The sequence below is a fragment of the Sphingobium sp. B7D2B genome (assembly GCF_025961895.1).
Classification (GTDB): Bacteria; Pseudomonadota; Alphaproteobacteria; order Sphingomonadales; family Sphingomonadaceae; genus Sphingobium.
On the sequence record NZ_JAOQOM010000001.1, the window covers coordinates 2,088,746 to 2,112,176 of the forward strand.

Sequence of the window (23,431 nt, forward strand, 5' to 3'; positions counted from 1 at the left end):
GGATTTTCATGTTCATGTCTGGTTTCAACACGCGCGGCGCCTTGATGCTCGGCGCGGCGGCGACCGCGCTGGTCGCTTCGGCGGCGCAGGCCAAGCCGGTCGATTTCGATATTCCATCGCAGCCTCTGCCATCAGCCCTGCGGACGTTCGGGCTGCAAAGCGGCACGTCGATCGTCTTCTCCGCCTCGTCCACGGGCTATGGCCCTTCGGTGCCGATCAAGGGGCAGTATGAGCCCAAGGAAGCGCTGGCCCGGCTGCTAGGAAGCGCGCCGCTGCAGCCGCTGGAGCGCGGCAGCGGCTTCACCGTCGTGCGCATGGAACCTCGGCCTGCCGCCGCCATGGCTGCACCAGCGCCCGCCGCGCCTGCGCCGCAAGCTATGGCTCAGGCAGAGCCGGCGCCGGAGGCCGAAGAGGGCGATGCGATTGTCGTCACCGGCTCGCGTATCGCCCGTTCCGGCTTTACCGCGCCGACGCCTGTCACGCAGCTCGGCAGCGAGCGCCTGGCGAATACCTCGGCGGCCAGCGTCGGTGAGGCGCTTGCCCAGCTTCCGGCCTTTCGCGCCACGACCTCGCCAACCACCTCCGGCGTGACCATCGGCGCCGGTGGTGCCCGCACGGTCGATCTTCGCGGTTTGGGCGCGCAGCGCTCGCTGGTTCTGGTCGACGGGCGCAGGTTCGTGCCCAGCACGATTGCCGGCGCTGTCGACACCAATCTCATTCCCGGCATCCTCATCAATCGCGTCGAGCTCGTGACGGGCGGTGCCTCGGCGGCCTATGGCTCGGATGCCGTCGCCGGCGTCGTGAACTTCATCCTCGACAAGAAGCTGCAGGGCTTCCGGGTCAATGTGCAGGCTGGCATCTCCGAGCGAGGCGAGGATAGCGATCAGCTGATTGCCGCCGCAGCGGGCACCAGCTTTGCCGGTGGACGCGGCCACGTCATCATCGGCGGCGAGTATAACAATAATCGCGGCATGGGCGGCTGCTACAGCTACGATCTGTGCGCGCAGGAATGGCAGGTTCTGACCAACACCGCCTACCGCACCAACGGCCAGGCGGCGCGGATCATCAGCCCGAACGTGCGCACGGCGACGCAGACCTACGCCGGCAAGATCAACGCCCCGACCGCGCTGGCGACGATCCAGTTCGATGATGCAGGCAACCCGGTTCCGTTCGTGCGCGGCCAATATGCCACGCTGTTCATGCAGGGCGGGAGCGGGCAGGGGCAAAACGCCTTCCGGTCCGCCGGCGTCCTGAAAGTGCCTGTGGAGCGATATGCGCTGTACGGGCGCACCGAATATGAAATGGGCGCGGTGACGCCGTTCATCGATGTGTCCTATGGCCGGGTGCGCGTCATCACGCCGGGCGCGCAGACCCGCGACACCAATCTGACCATCAATCGCGACAACCCCTATCTGCCGCGGTCGATCGTCAATCAGATGACCACGCTTGGCGCGCAGACGCTCACCTTCGGGCGCGTCGGGCAGGACCTTGGCGTGGCCGTCGGCGACAATGTCACCAAGACCTTCCGCATCGTCGGCGGTTTCGATGCCGATCTGGGCAATGGTTGGAAGGCGGATGCCTATTATCAATTCGGCCAGACCGACGCGAGCCAGATCGTCGAGAACAACCGCATCACCGCCAACTTCACGCGGGCGCTGGATGCCGTGGACGAAGGCCGGTTCCGCACCGGCGTAGACAATGGCAATATCGTGTGCCGTGCGACCCTCAGCCCCAATGCTGCGGTCCGCGCGGCCGCGACGGGCTGTCAGCCGCTCAACCTGTTCGGCCAGTATCGCTTCTCGGAGGCGGCGCGCGCCTACAGCTTCGGCACTTCCGAGCAGCGCACGCGCTTTCAGCAGCATGTGGTCGCCGCCAACCTGCGGGGCGATCTGTTCGACTTCGGCTCCGGCCCGGTTTCCATCGCGGTGGGCGGCGAGTATCGCAGCGAGCGTGTGAGCGGCACGGCAGACCCGATCTCGCTGACCAACGGCTTTTACATCGCAAACGCCTCGTCCTTCGGGCCGGAAACGATCAACATCGTGGAAGGCTATGCGGAAACCGTCGTTCCGCTGCTCCGCGACATGCCCGGCATAGAACTGCTCGAGTTCAACGGGGCGATCCGCCGCACGAATTACAGCACCAGCGGCTCTGTGACGACCTGGAAGCTCGGTGGCATATACGAGCCGGTCGAGGGCGTGCGCTTTCGTGGCACGCGGTCGCGTGACATCCGGGCGCCCAACGCCGCCGAACTCTACACGCCGCTGGTCGCCTCCCAAGGCTCCATCTTCGACATATCGAACAGCAGTCAGGTGCTTGCCCGCGTGTTCCGTGGCGGCAACCAAGCACTGCGGCCGGAAATTGCGGACACCACCACCGCCGGCGTCGTGCTTCAGCCGCGGATGATCCCGGGCCTGCGCTTCTCCGCGGATTATTACGATATCAAGATCCGCGACGCGATCGATCTCGTCGGCGCGCAGGTGATCACGGATCGCTGTAATGCGGGCGGGGCCAGCTATTGCGCGCTGATCACGCGCGACACCGGCCCGAGCGGCCTGATCACGGACGTGGTGGACCAGTATCTCAACGTCAACCAGATCAAGACTCGCGGCATCGACTTCGAGCTGGATTTCTCGAAGCGCTTCGGGGCCGATAACCGCGTCGCCATCAACCTGCTGGCGACCCGCGTGTTCGATCTGATCCAGGTCGATGCCACCGGGTCTCTGGACCGCGCTGGGCAGACCGGCCGTCAGGTCGGCGGCCCGATCGGCGTGCCGAAATACACGCTGGATGGGACCTTCACCTTCGAGAAGGGACCGTTCGGTGCCACGGTGCAGGGGCACTACATTCCCAAGGGCAGCTACGATGCGAGCCTGATCGGGCCGGACGATCCCAATTACAGCAACACCCTGGCCAACAGCATCAACAATAATGTCGTCGACGACATGCTGACCTTCAATCTCTCGCTGCGCTACACCATCGGTGGGGCAGGGGATTCCACGATGCAGATCTATGCCGCGATCAATAATCTGTTTGATACGGCCCCGCCCATCGCGCCGGGCAACTCGGTGACCAACCCTGTTTTCTTTGACCAGACCGGCCGCAGCTACCGCGCCGGCGTGCGTCTGAAATTTTAAGAGGAGAGAAAGAGATGACCCTGGAACGCAGAGATATTCTGACCGGCGCGGCGGGCCTCGGCCTTGCTGCTATGGCCGGCAGTGCCGGCGCACAGCGACGCGGCGGCGCGAAAGTGCCTGTCATCGACGTTCACACCCACAATTTCACCCCGCGCTGGGTGGAAATGCTGCGCAAGCACCCGGATGCGGACACGAGCCTCCTCCCGACCAAGCCGGACGAAACGATCTCCTATCGTGGCGCGCCGATCGTGCGGTTGGCGCCGGATATGACCGATCTCGACATGCGCATCGCCGCAATGGACAAGGCAGGGGTCGATATCGCGATCATCAGCCTTACGGCGCCGAACGTGTTCTGGAGCACGCGCGAGGTTGCGATCCAGACCGCGCGCGAGGTGAATGACGACTTCGCGGCGGCGGAGAAGAAATATCCCGGCCGCATCAAATGGATGGCCTCGCTGCCCTGGCAATATCCCGACGCCGCCATCGAGGAACTCGCCCGCGTGCGCGGCATGGGCGCCGCTGGCCTCTGCCTGATCACCAACATGGTCGGCATGCTGCCGGACAATGAGCATTTCCATCCGGTCTGGAAGGCGGTGGAGGAATCCGGCCTGCCGGCGTTCATTCACCCGACGGTGCCGATGGTCGACATCAAGAAGTGGGGCGTGGAATCTTTCGGCCTTGCCAACACCATCGGCTTCACCAGCGACACTGCGCTGGTGTATGCGCGCTTCATCCTCACCGGCTTCATGGACAAGTTCGAAGGGTTAAAGCTGATCGCCTGCCACGGCGGCGGCACGCTGCCCTATCTCATCGCGCGGATGGACAAGATGTGGGAGAACACCACCAGCCGCCGGCTCGTCAACAAGCCACCGAGCGCCTATTTCCGCAAGTTCTGGTATGACGCTATCGTCTACGACCAGCCCACGCTCGAATTTCTTGTGAAGCAAGTGGGCGAGGACCGGGTGCTCTACGGCTCGGACTATCCCTTCTCCATTCAGGACATGGTCGGCGTGAAGGCAAGGGTCAGCGCGCTGCCGCCGGTGCAGCGGGACAAGATCCTGGGCACCAACGCGCAGCAGCTTTTCAAGATCTGAGCCACCGCGGCGAAAGCAAAAACAGGGCAGGCCGCACCAGTGGGTTGGTGCGGCCTGTTTTTTTGGGCGCGGGCGGGCTGGCCTGGCGACCCCATATCGGCAACCTTGCTGAGCTTGTTCGTTTTGCCGACATTATATGCGCGCTACGGCGCACGGATGGCGTAGGCAGAGAAAGCCCACAAGCTGGCGATGGAAGGAGTCCGACATGGCGCATGATCATCACGGTGGTGGGCACGCCCATGATCATACCGCCGGAGCCAGCGCCCGGATGCTGATCCTGGCTCTCATCCTCACCTCGATCTATCTCGTCGCGGAGGTGGTGGGCGCATTCGTCTTCAACAGCCTCGCCCTGCTGTCCGACGCAGCGCACATGTTGACGGACGTGGCAGCTCTGGGGATCGCGCTGCTAGCCATCCGCATCGGCCGCAGGCCCGCCGATGACAAGCGGACGTTCGGCTATCGAAGGTTCGAGATTCTGGCGGCCGCCTTCAACGCGGTTCTACTCTTCATGATCGCAATCTATGTCTTCACCGAAGCGATCTCGCGCTTCAACGCGCCGCAGGAGACGCAGTCCCTGGGCATGATGATTGTGGCGGTGATCGGGCTGGTGGTGAACCTCGTCTCGATGCGGCTGCTCTCGGCCGGCAAGGACAAGAGCCTCAACGTGAAAGGGGCTTATCTGGAGGTCTGGGCCGACATGATCGGCTCGATCGGCGTAATCGCGGGTGCCATAGCCATCCGCCTCACCGGGGCGACATGGATTGACCCGGCCGTGGCGATCGCGATCGGCCTGTGGGTGTTGCCGCGGACATGGGTCCTCCTGCGCGATACGACCAACATCCTACTGGAAGGCACGCCCCAAGGGCTCGATCTGGGCGAGGTCCGCCGCGTTATCGCTGATGTGCCCGGTGTCGCCGGTGTCCATGATCTCCATGTCTGGTCGATGTCGAACGATGACATCAGCTGCACCTGTCATGTCACCCTGAGCGGGGAGGGGCGGGCAGATGCCGTCCGCATGGCGGTGACCAAGGCCATAGCATCGCGCTTCGCCATTCACCACGTGACGGTGCAGACCGAAGCGCCCGATCTTACCTGCGCGGAAGAGCATCGGCACGGATGAGAATGCGACGCCCCGACCGACTTAGAACACCTCCTGATCAAAGACTTTCCTGATCGAGCTCAAAACTCTCTTTTGGATATCGTCCGAGCTTTTCTTGCTGCAGACGAACGTAATCCAGAAGGTCGTTTCTTCATGAGATAATTTCACGATGTCACCACTCTCAACGGCAGAGCGGGCGTGATGATCGAGCAGGAACGTCTTCGCGCCCCTTTCGATAGCTTCCGCAATAATCTGGTCTGAAAAAACCTGAGACTGGATTATGTTGTGATTAAATTCACGGGATTGAATTTCCTTGATGCAAATCTCGTTGACGCCATGATTGGAGCTCGGAGTTACATAAGGCAAATCGTCGATGTTTATTTTTCCATCCACGCACATTTTATAAATGTTCGTAGGAACATAGACCGAGGCTAGAGACTTTTTGATATAATGAAAATTCACCTGATCGTTCTGCTGAACATATAATCTCGCGATGCAGAATGCACTGTGATTTGTGGAGAGACGATTCACGATCTCCGTTGTCGATTCAAGAATCGTCAACCGTAATTTGCTCGGATAAACGGCTTCATTGATAATTTTTATTTTAGGCTTCACGAATGTTTCGAAGAAATAAGGTCTCGTTATAAATTCCAGATCCTCTTCGATGCCTGCGTTTAATTTTGGCGATTGGATTTGCTTTTTAAGCTGAAGGGTTTCGTTCGCGAATTTCAGCGTGCGCTGACCGCCGCTCGTGAGCTCCGGCGATTTTCCAGCGGCGCGGTCGAAGAGGGCCGCCCCGCACGCGCGCTCCAGAGCTTTTATCTGCTTGCTGACGGAGGCTTCACTGATGTCGAGCTTATCCGCAGCCCGGCGGAATCCGCCAGCCTCCACCACCGCCAGAAAAATCTCGAGTTGTCTCGTCGTCGCCATACCCACACCGTGCCGATAACCAATTGGTTATCACGGTGATAGCCCTCCGGTACGTTGCTTCTCAAGCGATTTCCACCGAACTGACGATCAACCGTCCCGCAACAGCGGACGGATCAATGTTTATAAGGGGGAGGAATCATGTCCAAGATTCGCACTTTGCTCGCACGTGCCAGCGTTGCGGCCGTCGCATTATCTGCCGTCACGCCTGTTATGGCACAGGGACCAGCCACAATCGACAATAGCGCGCAGGAGGCCGATGGGGGCGTCGGCGATATTGTGGTGACCGCCCAGTTCCGCTCGCAGCGTCTTCAGGACACGCCGATCGCCATTACCGCGATGGATAGCGCGATGATGGAGTCGCGCAGCTATAACACCGTCACTGATCTTACGAACAGCGCGCCCAACGTCGTCTTGAAGCCGACGACCTCGGCCTTCGGCCCTGGCGCGGCGATCTATGTGCGCGGTGTCGGACAGGCGGATACCAACTTCGCTTATGAGCCGGGCGTCGGCCTGTATGTCGACGATGTCTATCATGGCACGGTTTTCGGGTCTCAGCTGGACCTGCTCGATCTCGAGCGCGTGGAGATCCTGCGCGGGCCGCAGGGAACGCTGGCGGGCAAGAACTCCATCGGCGGCGCGGTCAAGCTCTTCACCAAGAAACCCTCGGGCGAAGGCGGCTTCATCGAGGCGACGACGGGGAGCTTCGACCGCCTCGACTTGCGCGGTGCAGGCGATTTCGCGCTCGTGCCGGACCGGCTCTTCGTGCGTGTATCGGGCGCCACGCGCAGCAAGAAGGGTTATCTCGACCGGCTGGATTTCGGCTGCGTCTACCCGACTAACGGCGTGTTCACGGCCTCTGCCGCGGTTGGCAAAGATTGCGTGATCGGACAGGAAGGCGGCACGAAGTACACCGCCGGGCGTGTCGCTATGCGCTGGATCGCCAGTGACGACATCGAGGTCAATGTGGCGGCCAGCCGTTTGGTGGACGATTCAGAGCCGAGCGCAACCAAGCTGCTCGCGATTACGGTGGCGCCGACGCTGACGCCCGGCATCACCAACCGCAACGTTTTCATCACCGGGCCGGAATCGTACACAAACTACGCCAATTACACGACGCCCGCATTCACCGATGCCGGCGGCAGCCACAATACGGTCGTGTGGCAGCCCAATACGCGTCTTCGCACCTGGGAAGTCTCTGGTTCGATCGACTGGAAGCTCGGCCCTGATCTGGCTCTGAAGTCGATCACCTCGTATCAAAGCATATCCGGCCGCTATGGCACGGATTTTGACACGACGCCCTATGGCATCAACACCAACAACATCACCAATACCCACCACCAGTTCACCCAGGAACTGCGCCTCAATGGCACGAGCATTTCGGGGCTGCTGGATTGGACGCTGGGCGGCTATTATTACAAGGCCACCAGCTATATCGAAGGCGGCAGCATCATTGCGCCGGGGGCTGCGACCTCTTCCGTTTTCTATTCGGATGACACCATTCCGGCACGCAGCGTTTCCGGATTTGCCCATGTCACGGCGCATCTCGCGGATCGCCTCAACCTGACCGGCGGTATTCGCTACACTGACGACAAGAAGGACTATAACTTCCGTCGCTTCAACCCGTTCAACACGAGCCAGGTGAGCTATACCGCACAGCGCCTGATCGACGGTGCGGTGGGCAGTTACAGCGGCAAGCGCTGGGATTATCGCGCCAATATCGATTATCGCCTGACCGACGATCTGATGGTGTTCGCGCAATATTCCACGGGCTTCCGCGGTGGTGGCGTCAATCCGCGGCCGTTCGTCATTCAGCAGGTGGTGCCGTTCAATCCCGAATCGCTGGAAGCTTATGAAATCGGCTTCAAGAGCGATCTGCTGAATCGTGCTGTGCGGTTGAATGCGTCTGCCTTCATCAACAATTACAAGGACATCATCTTCTCGAACACGGCGCCAACCGTTGTGAACGGGGTTGTCCTGACACCGCAGAACGCAACCCCCACCAATGCCGGCGACGCCCGGTTCAAGGGGTTCGAGGCGGAACTGACCGTTAATCCGCTCCGTGGTCTGTCGTTCGACGGCAGTGTCAGCTACCTCGATTTCCAGCTCACGAAGCTGGGCGCGGCGGGCGCCACGATTGCCGGCATCACGCTCAATTCGATCGCGCCTTTCGTGACCGAGTGGAAAGTCAGCGCCGGTGCGCAATATGAGATCCTCGTCGGGAACGCGGGCACGCTGACTCCGCGCCTCGATCTCGCCTATCAGTCGTCCTTCTACACCAATTCGGACAATAACCCGGCGTCCCTGGTGCCGGCCTATACGATGCTGAATGGTCGACTGACCTGGCAGTCCGCCGATGAGGATTGGAAGGTCTCGCTCGCCGTGACCAACCTTACCGACAAATTCTACTACCAGAACAAGACACGCCTGCCGATCGGCCTCGTCATCGGGACGCCCGGCGCGCCGCGTGAATGGTCGCTCACCGTCAGGCGGGCGTTCTGATCGGTTCCTGCCGCCCGGACACGCGCCGGGCGGCAGGGAATATGAGGGTTCCCTGATGCAACTGATCGCCGGCACAACATTCACAATGGGGCCTGACGATCACGATCCGGAAGAAGCGCCGGCCCGGAAAGTGAGAGTTCGCTGCGCGCGGGATGCGTGAGCCAGAATAAGAGGACTGCCCCAATGTCACCCCGTTCTGCCAAGCTCCGCTTCTCTCTCCTTGTCGCCTCATTGCCGGTCCTGACCATGCAACCGGTGCCGGCCGTCGCGGCCGATGAGCCGGCGCAAACATGGCAGGCCTATCCCAAGGAGCCGGTCGCTCCCAAGGACGCACCCAATGTGCTGCTAATCATGACCGACGATGTCGGCTTCGGCGCGGCCTCGACCTTTGGCGGACCTGTCCCCACGCCGGCCTTCGATGCCCTGGCGCAGAGCGGACTGCGCTACAATGCCTTCCACACGACCGCGATGTGCTCCCCGACCCGCGCCGCACTCCTGACCGGGCGCAATCATCATGCGGTGGGAAGCGGATCGATTGCCGATGTGTCGCTCGATGCGCCCGGCTACACGTCTGTCATTCCCAAGAGCGCGGCGACTATCGCACAAGTGCTCAAGTTGAACGGGTATGACACCAGCTTTGTCGGCAAAAATCACAATACGCCCGTTTGGGAGAACGCCCCGGTCGGGCCGTTCGACAATTGGCCCAACGGCATGGGATTCGATTATTTCTATGGGTTCAACGCGCCCTATGCTGATCAATTCAATCCAGCGTTGATCGAGAACCGCAACACCGTGCGGGCGCCAGAGGACCCCGATTATATTCTGGATCGGGATCTTGCCGACAAGCTTATCCACTGGATTGACGTGCAGCATAACCTGCGGCCGGAGCATCCCTTCTTCGCCTATTTCGCCTCTGGCTCAACCCATGCGCCGCATCAGGCACCGCCCGAGTGGATCGCGCGCTTCAGGGGCCAGTTCGATCAGGGATGGGATGTGCTGCGCCAGCAGACGTTCGAGCGGCAGAAACGGCAGGGCATCATTCCGGCCAACGCTCAACTCTCTCCGCGCCCGGAGCAAATTCCGGCCTGGGATCAGGTCAGCCCCGAGGTTCAGCGCGCCTACGCAAAGCAGATGGAAGTGGCGGCAGCGCAGCTTGCTTTCTTCGATTTTCAGATCGGGCGCGTGCTCGATACGCTGCGACGGAACGGCCAGCTCGACAATACCATGGTCGTCTACATTCAGGGCGATAACGGCGCGAGCGAGGAAGACCTGCGCGGCAGCGCGGACCTGCTCCGGGTGATCGCCGGCAATCCGACGACCGACCAAGACCTGATTGCCGCGATGGGCGACTATGGTGGCCCCAAATCCTTCGGCGCTTATCCGGCCGGCTGGGCCTGGGCGACCAACGCGCCGTTCCAGTGGGGCAAGCGCGTCGCATCGCATCTGGGCGGCCTGCGCGATGGGATGGTGGTGAGCTGGCCGGCGGGCATCAAGAAGGGCGGGGCGATCCGCCAGCAATTCACCCACGTCATCGACGTCGCGCCGACCATTTTCGAGGCCGCAGGCGTCTCCGCGCCCGACGTCGTGAACGGCGTCCAGCAGCAGCCGATTGATGGGACGAGCTTTCTCTACACGTTCAGCGACGCGGCGGCGCCAGAGCGGCATCGCGAGCAATATTTCGAGATGCTGGGCAACCGGGCCTATTACAAGGATGGCTGGATGGCATCGACCCTGCCGGGCCGGGCCCCGTGGGATGGGGCAGCCAAGACGCAGCCGGCCGATTTCAAATGGGCGCTCTACAACCTTCGGAGCGACTGGTCCCAGACGGAGGATGTCTCCTCCCAACATCCGGCGAAACTGGAAGAGCTCAAAGCGGATTTCGACGCCGCCGCGCGTCGATACGCGGTCTACCCCCTGAATGCCGACCTTCATACGCGGATGGCTCCGCAGTTCCGGCCGTCTTTGCTCGGGCAGAGGACCAGCTTTACTTACTATCCCGGCGATACGCGCTACACCAACTACGCCTTCCCGACGATCGCGGCCGGCTGGACCGTGACTGCCGACGTATCGACTGCGGGCCCAAGCTCCAGCGGGCCGATCTACGTGCAGGGGGACCATTTTGGCGGCATGGCGCTGGTGCTGAACGCAGGGCGCCCCACCTTCATCGTGAATCCCGGCAGTGCCGGGACGCCGGTGGAGATTTCTCCCCGAGAGGCGCTGCCAGCGGGGCGTTACAAGATTGCGGTAGATTTCGAACCCGTCCCCGCAGGCGGCACTACCGTACGGCTCAGTGTCGATGGCGCCGAGGCCGCGTCCACGGCGGTCAGCCAGGCTCTCCGCGGCCGTGGCGATGCCTATATCGGGCGCGCCGGTACGGCGCCGCTCTCCTACACTCCGTCCGTGGCGCCAATCGCAAGCCGCTGCACCTGCGACATCGCATCCGTCACGATCAGCAAGAACGCCCGGTAAACCAGGAAAGACCGATCATGCCCATGAAATCCCGTATCGCCCGCATCGCAGGATCGACGGCGCTCTCGCTCCTGGTTCTGGCCCACGCCGGCACAGCGATGGCGAAAGAGCCCGCAGACCGCACGCAAGCGCCGGAATGGCGCTATTATCCCAAGGCACCGAGCGCCCCCAAGGGCGCGCCGAATGTGCTGCTGATCATGACCGACGATGTAGGCTTCGGGTCCGCGAGCACCTTCGGCGGCCTGATCCCGACGCCCACATTCGACGCCCTTGCCAAGCGGGGGCTGCGGTACAATGAGTTCCACACGACCGCGATGTGCTCGCCCACCCGCGCGGCTCTCCTCACGGGCCGGAATGCCCATGCCGTCGCGTCGGGCTCGATCACCAATGTCGCCATCGATGAGCCGGGCTATACCTCTGTCATGCCTAAAAGCGCGGCGACCATCGCGCGCGTGCTGCGCGACAATGGCTATGACACGGCGTTCTTCGGCAAGAACCACAATACACCGGTCTGGGAGACCGGGCCCATGGGCCCCTTCGATCGCTGGCCGAACGGGATGGGCTTTGACTATTTCTATGGCTTCAATGCCGCCGCCAGCGACCAGTTTCGCCCCGAGCTGATCGAGAACCGCAACGCCATCGAGCCTCCCAAGGATGGCGATTACATTTTCGACAAGGACATGACCAACCATCTGGTGGACTGGTTGCGAGTGAAGTGGAGCCAGAAGCCCGACAATCCTTTCTTCGTCTATCTTTCCCCCGGCACCATGCACTCCCCGCATCAGGCGCCGGCAGAATGGATCGCGCGTTTCAAGGGGCGGTTCGACATGGGCTGGGATGTGATGCGTCAGCAGATCTTCGACCGGCAGAAGCAGTCAGGCACGATCCCGGCCAATGCGGTTCTGACGCCTCGGCCCGATGCGGTGCCGGCCTGGGACAGCCTCAGTCCGGAAGCCAAGCGGACCTATGCCCATCAGATGGAGGTGGCGGCCGCGCAGCTCGCATATTTCGATGACCAGCTTGGCCGGGTGATCCGCGAGATCGAGGCCAACGGCCAGCTCGACAACACCATGATCATCTATCTGCAGGGGGACAATGGCGCCAGCATGGATAGCCGGCGCGGCGCGGTGCAGGAGTTGCAGAGCCTCATCGGGATCGAGCCGACCGAAGCGGAACTGATCGAAACATCGGACCAGAACGGAACCCCGCATAGCTACTCGAACTACAATGCCGGCTGGGCATGGGCGCAGAACGCCCCCTTTCCCTGGGGCAAGCAGATCGCCTCGCATCTCGGCGGCTTGCGCGATGGGCTGGTCATCAGCTGGCCCCAGCGCATCAAGGCGACCGGGCGGGTCCGTAGCCAGTTCCACCATGTGATCGATATCGCGCCGACGATCTATGAGGCAGCGGGCGTCGTGCCGCCGACGGAGGTAGATGGCGTGGTGCAGCAGCCGATCGATGGCGTCAGCATGGTCTACAGCTTTGGCAATGCGACCGCGCCCTCCACCCGCCGCGCGCAATATTTCGAGATGCTGGGCAATCGCTCCTATTACAAGGACGGCTGGCTGGCCTCGACCACGCCGCCCCGCGCGCCCTTCGACCGGTCTACCACCCCGCTGGACCCGTCGACGTTCAAGTGGGAGCTCTACAACCTCACGCAGGATTACTCGCAGTCGCGCGATTTGGCCGCTCAGCATCCCCAGAAGCTGGCCGAATTGCAGAAGGATTTTGAGGAGGCAGCACGGCGCTATCAGGTCAATCCGATCCAGGCTGACCTGATCGGGCGTGTGGGGGCGGGGAAGCGGCCCTCGCTCGTCGATGGTCGCAACCAGTTCACTTATTATCCTGGGCCAACCCGTTATCCGCAGGGGACGTTCCCGGCCCTCGCCATGGACTGGACCATGCGCGCCGCGATCACCACCGCGAGCACGAATGCGAAAGGGCCAATCGTGATCATCGGCGATGAGGCCGGGGGCGGGGGACTGATCATGCAGGATGGTCGCCCCACCTATCTCTACAACCCGAGCGGGCGGGAAGCCGAACGTGTGCGGCTGGAGGGCGAGCCAGTCTCCGTTGGGCGGCATGATGTCAGCATCTCGGTCACGGCCGCGCCCAAGGTCGGCCCCCGCGCCGCGACGATCGCCATGATCGTAGATGGCAAGGTGGTGCAGTCGCAGGACGTCGCAGTTTATTATCCGCTGCGGGGCAGCGGTGTGATTGGCCGGTACAATGTCCGCACCCTGCTGGAGAACATGGCCGAGCCGGTCATGTCCGAACTCGCGATCGACCGCGTCACCTTCGAGAAATCAGCCAAGTGAACTGAGAGGGAGGGGGCGCGCGGCCAGCTGCCGCCTCCCTTATCCTGGCCGAATCTAGGATAACAAGCGCATGAAAACATTCGTCAAAGTCTCGGCAGCCGCTTTCAAGGCCACCACAAGCGCGCTGGGCCTCTCGCTGATGCTGTGGGCACAACCCGGCGTCGCGCGAACCGAAGATGCGCCCAAGGCCCGACCGAACATCGTCCTCGTCATCCTGGACGATGTGGGCGTTGACGCGGTGTCCGACATGTATCCTGGAATGATCGATCGTCTCGTGGCGCAGTACGGACCGTCCGGGCTCAATCATCCCAATTACCGCGCGATCAAGGGGCGTCCGGCCTCCACGCCGGTTCTCGATCGTCTGGCGGGGGAGGGGCGCACTTTCACCAACGCCTGGGCGCAGCCCTTCTGCTCACCGACCCGCGCATCCATGCTCACGGGCCTCTATGCCCACAACACGGGCCTGCGGGATTATGAGGACTGGCTGTCGCAAACGCAGCATTCCTTCGTGGAGGATCTGCAGGCCGCCGGCTACACATCCGCGGTGTTCGGCAAATGGCACATGGCTGGCCTTAACCAATATCCCGGCCTGAAGCCCAAGGAAGCCGGTTTCGCGCTGTTCGAAGGCAATCTAAACGGGGCGATCACCGACTACTGGCATCATGATTATCAAGTGCAGGATTCTGCCAGCCCTGACTCGGAATGGCGAACCGAGCCGGCGCCGGTCCGCTCACTGCCAGGCATCGCGCCGACCAGTTTCGAGCCGGTCGTGCGGGCCGCCGACACGCTCAACTGGATCAAGCGCAACCAGGCTGAAGCGCCCGACAAGCCGTGGTTCGCCTGGCTCGCCTTCAACATGGTCCATATCACGGCAGGACCGCAGCCATCCTTCGTGCCGAACGCAGATACGCTCGATGCCAAGTCTCGCGCCGAGATTGAGGCGTGTGGCGGAAAGTTCGGCACCACCGAGCTCGGCAACTGCTCCCCGCCGGCCCTGAACCGGTCCTGGGTCAATTCGACCGATACGGTCCTCGGGATATTCCTCAAGGAGCTCAAGAAGCTCAGCCCGGAAACCTATGTGATCATTCTGGGCGATAACGGCACGCCCATGTATGGCCGCCCGGCGGTCGATTTCATCGACAATATGTACCTGACGGCCAAGGGCAGGGCCAAGGGCACCGGTTATGAAAGTGGCATGCGCGTTCCGCTGGTGATGCTGGGGCCGGACATCACGCCGGGCTATAGCGATGCGCTGACTCACGTCGTCGATATCTACTCGACCGTCCTCGATCTGGCGCATGTGGCCAAGCCGCAGCAGGTTCCCAATCGCGCCGGGGACATGATTCCGCTGGACTCGGTGTCTCTCGCGCCTGTCCTCTTCGACGGAAAGGACAGCGTCCGTGACGAGGAGAAAGACTTCATCATATCCGAAACCGTAATCCCTCTGAAAGACAGGGAGCGGCAGGTCGCCATCCGCAACAAGCGCTATAAGCTGCTGTATATCAAGTCAGAAACGGGCAATCCCTCCTGCGCTTATTACGACCTCACGAACGACCCGCTGGAAGAGTTTCCGATATCCAAAGCCGAGGTCGGCAGCCTGTTCGACGGGAGCATGAAGGGACTGAACATATCCTGTCAGGGCGGATCCTGATAATTTTGGCAGGCGTGCAGGATGACAGAATTTCGTCCTGCACGTTACCGCACTTGTCCGAAACCGCTTGGAGCGAGCGGACGCCCGACACGCGGGCATGACGGAATGGAACGGATCAGTTCAGATCGTCCCGGCGCGCGTGGGGGCAGAGCGTACCAACTCGTGAAGCGAACCCCACCGCCTTGGCACAAGTTCGATAATATATATTATGTTAAATCTATGCCGTCAGCCAGCAGTGGGTTGATCATTACGACCACCGATACCCGCCCCGTTATATCGCCCTAACCTGTCCTTCGTGATCAGCCAGAAAAATTCCAGATTGCGGGCGTAGCGCATGGCGTAGCGTCGTGGGTCGGATACGACGCGGTGAAACCATTCGAGACCGAGCTTGCGCATCCATACCGGCGCGCGCTTCACGACTTGCGCTTCGTAGTCAATTGTGGCGCCTACGCCCATGAAAAGCTTGACACCTGGCATGCGGTGTTTGTGGCGACTGATCCAGATTTCCTGCTTCGGGGCCCCCAAGCCCACCACCAGGCATGTCGCGCCTGAGCGGTTGATCATGTCGATCGCTGCGTCGCACTCGGCTGGGTCGTCGACGAAATTCATGGACGGACCATGCGCGCCCACGACGATTTGGCGCCCGGCCAAGCGATTGATCCGCTCCTGGGCCGCCTGAGCGACGCCCGGCTTCGCGCCGAGCAGGAACATCGTGACCTCGGGATTGTCGGCATGGTGGCGCCAGTATGCCGGCACGATGTCCGAGCCGCATGCTTTCTTCATCGGGCCTCGACCAGTGAAGACCACGCCAGCCTTCACATATTTGCTGTCGCAAGAGATGACGGTCGCGGCCGAATAGGCTTCGCGGAAGGCGGCATTGCGCTGGAGCTGATACAGGTGATCGACATTGGCGGTGAAGAGAACATCGTCATCCAGATTGGCGACAATTTCTTCGACTGACAGGTCATCGAGCCAGATGTTCAGCAGCCTGACTTTGCGCCACGTTTGGCCATTGGAGCGCTGGATTGTCCGGATATCCGTCATTCTGTTCCGCATTCGGGGATCTGAGGGAGTTTCCTCTTATAGATGGATATTGGGTTTGAAATGGTTAATCGTAGAGCATAACGGTTTTGCGAGGGCCGCCTTCGTTGGGCGCTCATGCGCGGTCCTGACAGCTTCCCGCATTGACGGGCGCGCTTCACGGTCATACTCGGGCAGTGGGCGCCCGTAGCTCAGCAGGATAGAGCATCAGATTCCTAATCTGGGGGCCACAGGTTCGAATCCTGTCGGGCGCACCACCCTCCAGCGCCGATCAGTTGACCTGATCGGGCGGGGCGATCGGAATCAGCAAGGGGGCGACGGGCAGCCCCTCTTCCAGCATCTCGCGGGTTTCCCTGACGTTGGCCGTCCCATGGATCAAGCGGCTCTCCGTTTCGCCATAATGCATCGCGCGGGCCTTGTCCGCAAAACGTTCGCCAACCCATTCAGATTGTCCGATCATTTCTGACTGAGCTTGGGCCAGCGCTGTCATCAACGCACCGATCCGCTCAGCATCCGCCTTGGACATAACTGGAACGGCACCCGCGCCCTCGGGCATGGCGAGATCCGTGCCAGACGATGCTTTCTGGTTGCCTTTGGCCGCCACGGCGGGGGCCATCACCGCTTTCTCGATCCTGTCATCCCCGCAGGTGGGGCACAGGAGAAGCCCCCCTCCCCGCTGGGTTTCATAGTCTGCGGATGACCGGAACCACACTTCGAAGACATGATCGTGGCCGCATTTAAGATCGAAGGAAATCACGAGAAAACAACGTCCTGAATAGACTTTCTATGAGCCAGTACCGGGATTTTCGAGCGGACCTCGGCAATGCGATCAAGGTCAAGATCCGCGAAATACAGTCCCGGCGCCTCCCCCGCATCGAGCAGTATAGTGCCCCAAGGGTCGATGACCAGACTGTGCCCGTAGGTCCGCCGACCATCCTCATGCAGCCCGCATTGGGCGCTCGCAATGACGAAGGCGGCGGATTCTATGGCGCGGGCACGCAGCAGCACATGCCAGTGCGCCTCGCCCGTCGGCACGGTGAAGGCGGCGGGCACCGAGATGATGTCCGCCCCGGCATTGCTCAGCGCACGGAAAAGGTCAGGAAAGCGCAGGTCGTAACAGATCGTGAGGCCGATCCCGCCCCACGGCGTTTGCACCAGAACCGCCTCGTGGCCGCTCTGGTACACGCTGGACTCGCGCCAGCGCTCGCCGCTCGGCAGATCAACGTCGAACAGGTGGATCTTGTCATAGCGCGCGCGGATATCGCCGGCGGCGTCGATGACAAAGCCGCGGTTGAAACGTTTGCCAGTTTCCGGATCGCGCAGAGCCAGCGATCCGAGATGCACCCACAAGCCCGAAGCCTGCGCGGCCTCCCGGACAGCGCGGAGCGTCTCGTCCTCATCCTCGGTCGCCAGCGCGGCTTCTGATCGGGTGCGATCCTGATCGAGCAGGCCGCTCATTTCCGGCGTGAACAGCATGGCTGCGCCGCCGGCCGCTGCATCGTGCACCGCCGTGACCAGTGTCTCGCGATTGCGGGCCGGATCAATGCCGGCATTCATCTGCAAAATGGCGACACGCACGACGATGGCCCGGGTCAGGCGTTCAGCAACGAGTCGAGCTTGCCGCTCCGTTCGAGCGCCATCAGATCATCGCTGCCGCCAATATGCTGGCCGTCGATGAAGATTTGCGGAAAGGTGGCGCGGCCATTGGCGCGCTCGATCATCTCGGCGCGCTTCTCGCCGCCCATGGTCAGATCATATTCCTCGAAGTCGACGCCTTTCTCCCGCAGCAGCGCCGTTGCCCGCGCGCAATATCCGCAAAAGGCTCGCGTGTAGATTTCGACATGCGCCATGCGTGGCTGTTTCCCTTGTGATAAGTCTCAAGACCGGATGTCGTGCGCATGGAAACGAATGTCAATGTTCGCCCATGCCCACCCGCGTCCAGCACAGCACCTCGATCCGCCGCGCGCCCGCAGACCGCAGCACGCGCGCGCAGGCGCTCGCGGTGGCCCCGGTCGTCCAGATATCGTCGATCAGGATCACATGGCGGCCCGCCAAACGCGCCGCCGCTCCGGGGGCGAGCGCGAAGGCGCCTTTCACGATCTTTTGTCGCTCCCGCCGGCTCAGCAAATGGAGCGGCGGCGTGGCCTTCACGCGGTGCAAAAGCTCCGGCTCCAGCACGCCGCCGGTCCGGCGGGCGATATGGCGGGCAATCAGCGCGGACTGATTGAATCCGCGTGACCAGAGTCGCCAGCGATGCAGCGGGACGGGCAGGAAGAGGGGTGGATCGGCTGATCCTGCGGCTTCGTCTTGCGCGACCAGTCGCGTCATATGCTCCGCCATGACCCGCGCGAGGCTGAGCCGCCGCCCGTATTTCAGGCGATGGGCCACGGTTCGTGCAATCTCGCCATAGGTCATGAGGGCGCGCACGCGATCATAGGGCGGCGGCACGGATAGGCAGGCCCCGCACGTCATGTCCCCGCCGAGCGGACTCGGAAGGTCGACCCCGCATGTCGCGCAGATCGGCTCGCCGATAAAATCGATGGACAGCCAACAGTCCGCGCAGAACGTCCCCACCGCGTCGACCACGACGCCGCAGCCGGGGCATCGTGGCGGCAGCGCATAATCGAGCAGAGGCGCGAGTGCAGCCTGCAAAATCGTCCGAACGGCCATAAGCGGCTTGTTCCACGCAGCGGGAGTCGGCACAAGCCCGGCCATGACTGTCCCGGTGATCTTCAACGAGGCTTTGCGGGCCCAGCGCCGCGACCGCGCCGCCGGCAATTTCGCAGCGCATGACTTTCTTTACGCCGCGATGGCCGACGCCATGCTGGAGCGACTGGACGACGTGACGCGCGCCTTCGAGTCCGCACTCGTCATCGGCTGCCCGGACCGCCGCCTGGTCGATGCCCTCGCCGCGCGGGGTTGCTCGGTAACAGCAGCCGATCCCGGCGCGCGGTTCGCGCAGGCCTGCGGTGGCGACATTCTTCGGGAGGATGCCCTCCCCTACCCGCCGGAAAGCTTCGACCTCATCCTGTGCTGCGGCACGCTCGATACGATCAACGATCTGCCGGGCGCCCTGATTGCGCTGCGCCGCGCGTTGCGCCCCGATGGATTGCTGCTGCTGACGATAATCGGCGCGGGATCGCTGGCGCGGCTCAAGGCGGCGCTGCTGGCGGCTGACGGGGAGCGGCCTGCCCAGCGCATCCATCCGCAGATCGACGTCCGCGCGCTCGGCGATCTGCTGTCCCGCGCCGGCTTCACCATGCCGGTGGCGGATAGCGACAATTTGGATGTCCGCTATGGCTCGATCTTCGGTCTGATGGCGGACCTGCGCGGCATGGGCGCGGCGCAGTGCCTCGCCTCGCCGCCGCCGCCGCTGACGCGCGCAGGGCTGTCGCTGGCAGCGGCGCACTTCGCGCAGGCCGCTGACCCGGATGGGCGGACGCGGGAACGCTTCGTAGTCCTGCATGGCAGCGGATGGGCGCCCGATCCCGACCAGCCTCGCCCTGCAAGGCGTGGCAGCGCCACGGTGTCGCTGGCGGAGGCGCTGCGCCCCTCCCGCGCCACCGAGACCTAGTCGCTAGAGCAGCGCGTCCAGCATCGCCACGAGCGGTGCATCGGCGGGGGGCATGTCGAGCGCAAACAACTGGTTGGTGTGGAGCCAGCGGCTGTCCGGCGCTTCTGTCGGCTGAACGACGCCCTGCCATTTGCGGCAGACGTATAGCAGAAGCAGCAGCGGTCGCTCGCCGATCATGCCGGTCGCAAAGCTCGCCGGCGCGAGGCAGGCGGTTTCAGTCTCGATCGTGAGTTCTTCGCGCAGCTCGCGGATCAGCGCTACTTCGGGGGTTTCATCGGGCTCGACCTTGCCGCCGGGAAACTCCCACAAGCCGCCCATGGCCTTGTCATGCGGGCGCTGCTGCACGAACACCCGGCCTTGCCCATCCACCAGCGCCGCGGCGACGACGACCAGTGGCGGTTTGCTTTGGTTCATTCCGGTCATGCTCGGGCAATAATCCTACAAATTGTTAACAGCTTGCGCTTTACACCGCGTTGGACCGACATCTGCTTTCAGGAAAACCCTCGTGCGGGCCTTCATCCACAGCCTTCTCGCATCCCAAAAAGGCGCCACCGCCGTCGAATATGGGTTGATCCTCTCGCTGATCGTGCTGGCGCTCGTCACAGGCGTATCGCACCTGGGTTCATCGACGACCCGTACCTGGAATGAAGTATCGAACGAAGTGACCAGCCATTAACCACCATTTTTTTACAACTGGGCCCTAGGTTAGGAATTTGGAAATCAATCCGCCGTATCGGTAGCCTGCTTGCTGACCCCATTCAGTGGCCGGGTGTGATTGATACCAAGGAATTGAGGAGACATCCTATGAAGACCCTTCGCAATTTGTTCAAGAACGACAAGGGCGCGACCGCCATCGAATATGGCCTGATCGCTGCCCTGATCGCCGTCGCCGCCATCGCGGGCATGAGCGCCATTGGCGGAAGCCTCGGCAACACGTTTAATGGTGTATCTGAGAAGCTTGATAAGCCAGCAGCGACCACCCCTGCAGCTAACACCCCCGCATAATCCTTCGAGGTAGTTTCGACGACTCCCTCAACAGAACGGGCGACAACCGACAGGTTGTCGCCCGTTTTTGTTACGTTCCCGATACAGCTTGCCTGCTCAGTAGGTGACGATCTTGACACGGCTGCCTGCGGACAAGGCGGTGTTGGACGACAATCCATTCAGCACCAGAAACCGCTCGACCTTGTAATCGTCAAACGCCATGCGGCTAGCGAGCGTTTGTACCGTATCGCCCTGACGCACCGTCACCAGTTGCAAGCGACGCGGCTTGATCGCCGCCGCCTCCTTGTCCGTCATGCGCGTCACGGAGTTGATCAGCGTGGAGAGCGATCCCAGTCCCCGCCCCGCAGGCGTGACCGTAATGAAGTGATAGGCCGTCGACGGGCCGAACTGATAGGCAACCACCGTCACGTCGAGCCGTGTCCCCTGGCTGTTGGCCATGCTGGCCGACCCTGAAGCGACCGGCAGGCCGTTGATGGTGGTGCGCTGGACGCGGATATCCGGCGCCTGTCCCTGCCCTGCCAGCTGATTGAAGACCGACTGGACGTAGCCGTCGAGATTGCCATTGAACTGCGCCATCGAGAATTGCGCCTGGCCGGATTGGCCGACAACCGCCACGGCGCTAGCGCCGTTCTGGATCGAGAAACCCTGGGGCGCCGTGAACTTGAGCTTCATCACCGGATGCAGGAACTGATTGCCCTGCACGATCCCATCCTTGGGATCGTCACCATAAATCATGCCGCCCAGTTGACTGAGAAACACGTCGCGGTTGCGCAGCGTGTTCGTCGAGCGTGTCGCCTGCGCATTGGTGAGCGCGCGGCGCACGCGGGAGGCGGGATCGGGGTGTGTGCTGGCCCATTCGGGCACCGCCGTGCCCTGACCGCGCACCTGCCCATCCAGCGTGTTCTGCGCGGCTAGCGAGGCGAGCATGGAGGACAGCGCCTTGGGGTCGTAGCCCGCGCTCGCGAGATAGCGGATGCCAAGATCGTCCGCCTCATATTCCTGCGACCGGGAGAATTTGAGGGTCAGCAATTGCGTGCCCGTGCCGATGCCGCGTTGCAGGAGCTGGCCCAGCCCGGAGTCGCCCGCGACAGCGCCAACCAGCACCTGCCCCAGCACGCCGAGGATCGAGTTGCGGGTGGCTGCGCTCTGGCGGCGCTGGCCGTGCTGGGCTGCCACGTGGCCGACTTCGTGGCCAAGGACGCCCGCCAGCTCGGCTTCGTCATTCATGAGTGCCAGCAACTGGCGAGTTACATAGACATAGCCGCCGGGGATCGCGAACGCGTTGTTCACTGATGAATTGAGCAGGCTGATCGTAAAATCATTCTGCTGGTTCGACAGGCTCGACTGAACCGCGATGCGCTTGCCGACGCTGGTCACATAGGTGGCCTGCGGACCATTATAGACCCCGCCGAATTCCGCCAGAAGCTCCGGGTGTGCCTTCGCGCCCTGCTGGCGCTCGGACTGGCTCATCGAGGTCGCGGTGCGGATACCGCCCTGCTGTGCCTCGCTCGATTGCGTGGTTGCGCAGCCTGCCACGAGGGCGCCGCTCAACCACAGCATCAGATATTTGCGGCCCATGGCCTCCCCTTCTCATTCAGGTCTATTTTGCGACGAACCGAAAATAGACAGACGTTGAGGGAATGCAAATCGCCTTGGGCTGTTCCCGTTGTCAGGCGCCCATGGCCAGAAACTTCTGCGCTCGCTGCGTGCGCAGGGCATTCGAATCTTCGCTGGCGAGGGCACCAAGCTCTTCCAGGATCGCACCCTTGAGGCTCCCGATGGCCGAGTCGGGTGCGCGATGAGCGCCGCCCACCGGCTCCGGAACGATCCGGTCGATCACCCCCAGGCCGGCGAGCTGCTGCGCGGTGACCTGCATCGCCTGCGCCGCGTCGGCCGCCTTGTCGGCAGTCCGCCAGAGGATGGATGCACAGCCCTCAGGCGAGATCACAGAATAGATCGCATGTTCGAACATCAGCACGCGGTTGGCAGACGCCAGCGCCACGGCGCCGCCCGATCCGCCCTCGCCGACCACGGCCGCCACCAGCGGTACGCCGAGCGTGAGGCAGGCCTCGGTGGCACGCGCGATTGCCTCGGCCTGACCGCGTTCTTCGGCCTGCACACCCGGAAAGGCGCCTGAGGTGTCGACCAGCGTTACCACGGGCAGGCCGAAACGATCGGCCAGCTGCATCAGGCGGATCGCCTTGCGATAGCCATCCGGCATGCCCATGCCGAAATTATGCTTCACCCGGCTGGCGGTATCATTGCCCTTCTCATGGCCGATCAGCATCACCTTGCGGCCCTCGATGGTCGCAAAGCCGCCCTGAATGGCCTGATCGTCGGCAAAGGCGCGGTCGCCGGCGAGCGGCATGAAGTCGCTGCACATGCCCTCGACGAAATCGCGGAAGTGCGGCCGCTGCGCATGGCGCGCGACCTGCGTCTTCTGCCAAGGCGTCAACCGCGCGTAGAGATCCCCGAGCATCGCCGTCGAGCGCTGCTGCAGCTTTTCGACCTCCGCATCGATATCGATGGAATCATTGTCCGCCGTCTCGCGCAATTCGTCGATCCGGGCCTGGAGTGCCGCTACCGGCTTCTCAAAGTCGAGATAACTGATCATGCT

19 protein-coding genes and 1 tRNA gene are annotated in these 23,431 nt (G+C 62.4%); 11 read left to right on the forward strand and 9 right to left on the reverse strand.

Annotation, left to right across the window (positions count from 1 at the left end):
* Positions 1-8: 8 nt before the first annotated feature.
* The 3 genes from M2341_RS09555 to M2341_RS09565 all read left to right on the forward strand — a co-directional run bounded on the left by M2341_RS09555 (position 9) and on the right by M2341_RS09565 (position 5,348).
* Positions 9-3,134, forward strand: a complete 3,126-nt coding sequence (locus M2341_RS09555) for a TonB-dependent receptor domain-containing protein (protein ID WP_264585067.1) — start codon at positions 9-11, stop codon at positions 3,132-3,134.
* A 14-nt stretch (positions 3,135-3,148) separates the two neighbouring features.
* The gene (locus M2341_RS09560; RefSeq protein WP_264575756.1) at positions 3,149-4,228 is read left to right on the forward strand and encodes an amidohydrolase family protein; all 1,080 of its coding nucleotides are present in this window, start codon (positions 3,149-3,151) and stop codon (positions 4,226-4,228) included.
* 205 nt (positions 4,229-4,433) lie between these two features.
* The gene (locus M2341_RS09565) at positions 4,434-5,348 is read left to right on the forward strand and encodes a cation diffusion facilitator family transporter (protein WP_319801050.1); all 915 of its coding nucleotides are present in this window, start codon (positions 4,434-4,436) and stop codon (positions 5,346-5,348) included.
* 21 nt (positions 5,349-5,369) lie between these two features.
* Here the strand turns inward: M2341_RS09565 and M2341_RS09570 are convergent, their stop codons facing one another.
* Positions 5,370-6,257 carry a LysR family transcriptional regulator gene (locus M2341_RS09570; RefSeq protein ID WP_264585068.1) on the reverse strand — a complete coding sequence of 296 codons (888 nt, stop codon included), beginning with the start codon at positions 6,255-6,257 and terminating at the stop codon, positions 5,370-5,372.
* Between the two features lie 138 nt (positions 6,258-6,395).
* Between M2341_RS09570 and M2341_RS09575 the strand changes: the two genes are divergently transcribed.
* From M2341_RS09575 to M2341_RS09590, 4 genes are all read left to right on the forward strand, one after another.
* Entirely contained in the window at positions 6,396-8,756 is a 2,361-nt protein-coding gene (locus M2341_RS09575; protein WP_264585069.1) for a TonB-dependent receptor, read from the forward strand.
* Between the two features lie 183 nt (positions 8,757-8,939).
* Entirely contained in the window at positions 8,940-11,225 is a 2,286-nt protein-coding gene (locus M2341_RS09580; protein WP_264585070.1) for an arylsulfatase, read from the forward strand.
* Between the two features lie 17 nt (positions 11,226-11,242).
* Positions 11,243-13,543, forward strand: a complete 2,301-nt coding sequence (locus tag M2341_RS09585) for an arylsulfatase (protein ID WP_264585071.1) — start codon at positions 11,243-11,245, stop codon at positions 13,541-13,543.
* Between the two features lie 70 nt (positions 13,544-13,613).
* Complete coding sequence (locus M2341_RS09590) at positions 13,614-15,194, forward strand: sulfatase (protein ID WP_264585072.1); 1,581 nt, start codon at positions 13,614-13,616, stop codon at positions 15,192-15,194.
* 225 nt (positions 15,195-15,419) lie between these two features.
* On the opposite strand, the gene M2341_RS09595 is transcribed toward M2341_RS09590, so the two are convergent.
* Positions 15,420-16,238 (reverse strand): WecB/TagA/CpsF family glycosyltransferase, encoded by an 819-nt coding sequence (locus tag M2341_RS09595; RefSeq protein ID WP_264572863.1) that lies wholly within the window; start codon positions 16,236-16,238, stop codon positions 15,420-15,422.
* 177 nt (positions 16,239-16,415) lie between these two features.
* On the opposite strand from M2341_RS09595, the gene M2341_RS09600 reads away from it, so the two are divergent.
* Positions 16,416-16,492: transfer RNA gene (locus tag M2341_RS09600), tRNA-Arg, on the forward strand.
* A gap of 14 nt (positions 16,493-16,506) precedes the next feature.
* On the opposite strand, the gene M2341_RS09605 is transcribed toward M2341_RS09600, so the two are convergent.
* The 4 genes from M2341_RS09605 to M2341_RS09620 form a co-directional block, all read right to left on the reverse strand.
* A complete protein-coding gene (locus M2341_RS09605) occupies positions 16,507-16,992 on the reverse strand; it encodes a DUF1178 family protein (protein ID WP_264585073.1) in 486 nt (161 codons plus the stop codon).
* Positions 16,989-17,813, reverse strand: coding sequence for a carbon-nitrogen hydrolase family protein (locus M2341_RS09610; RefSeq protein WP_264585074.1), 825 nt, complete (start codon positions 17,811-17,813; stop codon positions 16,989-16,991). The genes M2341_RS09605 and M2341_RS09610 overlap by 4 nt, the downstream gene beginning before the upstream one ends.
* A 14-nt stretch (positions 17,814-17,827) precedes the next feature.
* The gene (gene grxC / locus M2341_RS09615) at positions 17,828-18,085 is read right to left on the reverse strand and encodes a glutaredoxin 3 (RefSeq protein WP_264575745.1); all 258 of its coding nucleotides are present in this window, start codon (positions 18,083-18,085) and stop codon (positions 17,828-17,830) included.
* A 61-nt stretch (positions 18,086-18,146) separates the two neighbouring features.
* Positions 18,147-18,905 carry a ComF family protein gene (locus M2341_RS09620; RefSeq protein WP_264585075.1) on the reverse strand — a complete coding sequence of 253 codons (759 nt, stop codon included), beginning with the start codon at positions 18,903-18,905 and terminating at the stop codon, positions 18,147-18,149.
* Between the two features lie 43 nt (positions 18,906-18,948).
* Here M2341_RS09620 and M2341_RS09625 point away from each other — a divergent pair, with 43 nt between their 5' ends.
* Positions 18,949-19,809 carry a class I SAM-dependent methyltransferase gene (locus tag M2341_RS09625; protein WP_264585076.1) on the forward strand — a complete coding sequence of 287 codons (861 nt, stop codon included), beginning with the start codon at positions 18,949-18,951 and terminating at the stop codon, positions 19,807-19,809.
* 3 nt (positions 19,810-19,812) lie between these two features.
* Here M2341_RS09625 and M2341_RS09630 read toward each other — a convergent pair whose 3' ends face one another.
* Positions 19,813-20,223 carry a (deoxy)nucleoside triphosphate pyrophosphohydrolase gene (locus M2341_RS09630; protein WP_264585077.1) on the reverse strand — a complete coding sequence of 137 codons (411 nt, stop codon included), beginning with the start codon at positions 20,221-20,223 and terminating at the stop codon, positions 19,813-19,815.
* A gap of 91 nt (positions 20,224-20,314) precedes the next feature.
* On the opposite strand from M2341_RS09630, the gene M2341_RS09635 reads away from it, so the two are divergent.
* Positions 20,315-20,485: a Flp family type IVb pilin gene (locus M2341_RS09635; RefSeq protein WP_264570342.1), complete on the forward strand. Its 171-nt coding sequence runs from the start codon at positions 20,315-20,317 to the stop codon at positions 20,483-20,485.
* Between the two features lie 128 nt (positions 20,486-20,613).
* Positions 20,614-20,814, forward strand: a complete 201-nt coding sequence (locus tag M2341_RS09640; protein WP_264585078.1) for a Flp family type IVb pilin — start codon at positions 20,614-20,616, stop codon at positions 20,812-20,814.
* Between the two features lie 96 nt (positions 20,815-20,910).
* Here M2341_RS09640 and M2341_RS09645 read toward each other — a convergent pair whose 3' ends face one another.
* Complete coding sequence (locus tag M2341_RS09645) at positions 20,911-22,392, reverse strand: M48 family metalloprotease (RefSeq protein WP_264585079.1); 1,482 nt, start codon at positions 22,390-22,392, stop codon at positions 20,911-20,913.
* A 91-nt stretch (positions 22,393-22,483) separates the two neighbouring features.
* Positions 22,484-23,428: an acetyl-CoA carboxylase carboxyltransferase subunit alpha gene (locus tag M2341_RS09650; protein ID WP_264585080.1), complete on the reverse strand. Its 945-nt coding sequence runs from the start codon at positions 23,426-23,428 to the stop codon at positions 22,484-22,486.
* Positions 23,429-23,431 lie beyond the last annotated feature (3 nt).

Coding starts and splice junctions, on each gene's coding strand:
- M2341_RS09555 (WP_264585067.1), top strand. CDS start 9: ATGTTCATGTCTGGTTTCAACACGCGCGGCGCCTTGATGCTCGGCGCG.
- M2341_RS09560 (WP_264575756.1), top strand. CDS start 3,149: ATGACCCTGGAACGCAGAGATATTCTGACCGGCGCGGCGGGCCTCGGC.
- M2341_RS09565 (WP_319801050.1), top strand. CDS start 4,434: ATGGCGCATGATCATCACGGTGGTGGGCACGCCCATGATCATACCGCC.
- M2341_RS09570 (WP_264585068.1), bottom strand. CDS start 6,257: ATGGCGACGACGAGACAACTCGAGATTTTTCTGGCGGTGGTGGAGGCT.
- M2341_RS09575 (WP_264585069.1), top strand. CDS start 6,396: ATGTCCAAGATTCGCACTTTGCTCGCACGTGCCAGCGTTGCGGCCGTC.
- M2341_RS09580 (WP_264585070.1), top strand. CDS start 8,940: ATGTCACCCCGTTCTGCCAAGCTCCGCTTCTCTCTCCTTGTCGCCTCA.
- M2341_RS09585 (WP_264585071.1), top strand. CDS start 11,243: ATGCCCATGAAATCCCGTATCGCCCGCATCGCAGGATCGACGGCGCTC.
- M2341_RS09590 (WP_264585072.1), top strand. CDS start 13,614: ATGAAAACATTCGTCAAAGTCTCGGCAGCCGCTTTCAAGGCCACCACA.
- M2341_RS09595 (WP_264572863.1), bottom strand. CDS start 16,238: ATGACGGATATCCGGACAATCCAGCGCTCCAATGGCCAAACGTGGCGC.
- grxC (WP_264575745.1), bottom strand. CDS start 18,085: ATGGCGCATGTCGAAATCTACACGCGAGCCTTTTGCGGATATTGCGCG.
- M2341_RS09620 (WP_264585075.1), bottom strand. CDS start 18,905: ATGGCCGTTCGGACGATTTTGCAGGCTGCACTCGCGCCTCTGCTCGAT.
- M2341_RS09625 (WP_264585076.1), top strand. CDS start 18,949: ATGACTGTCCCGGTGATCTTCAACGAGGCTTTGCGGGCCCAGCGCCGC.
- M2341_RS09630 (WP_264585077.1), bottom strand. CDS start 20,223: ATGAACCAAAGCAAACCGCCACTGGTCGTCGTCGCCGCGGCGCTGGTG.
- M2341_RS09640 (WP_264585078.1), top strand. CDS start 20,614: ATGAAGACCCTTCGCAATTTGTTCAAGAACGACAAGGGCGCGACCGCC.
- M2341_RS09645 (WP_264585079.1), bottom strand. CDS start 22,392: ATGGGCCGCAAATATCTGATGCTGTGGTTGAGCGGCGCCCTCGTGGCA.
- M2341_RS09650 (WP_264585080.1), bottom strand. CDS start 23,428: ATGATCAGTTATCTCGACTTTGAGAAGCCGGTAGCGGCACTCCAGGCC.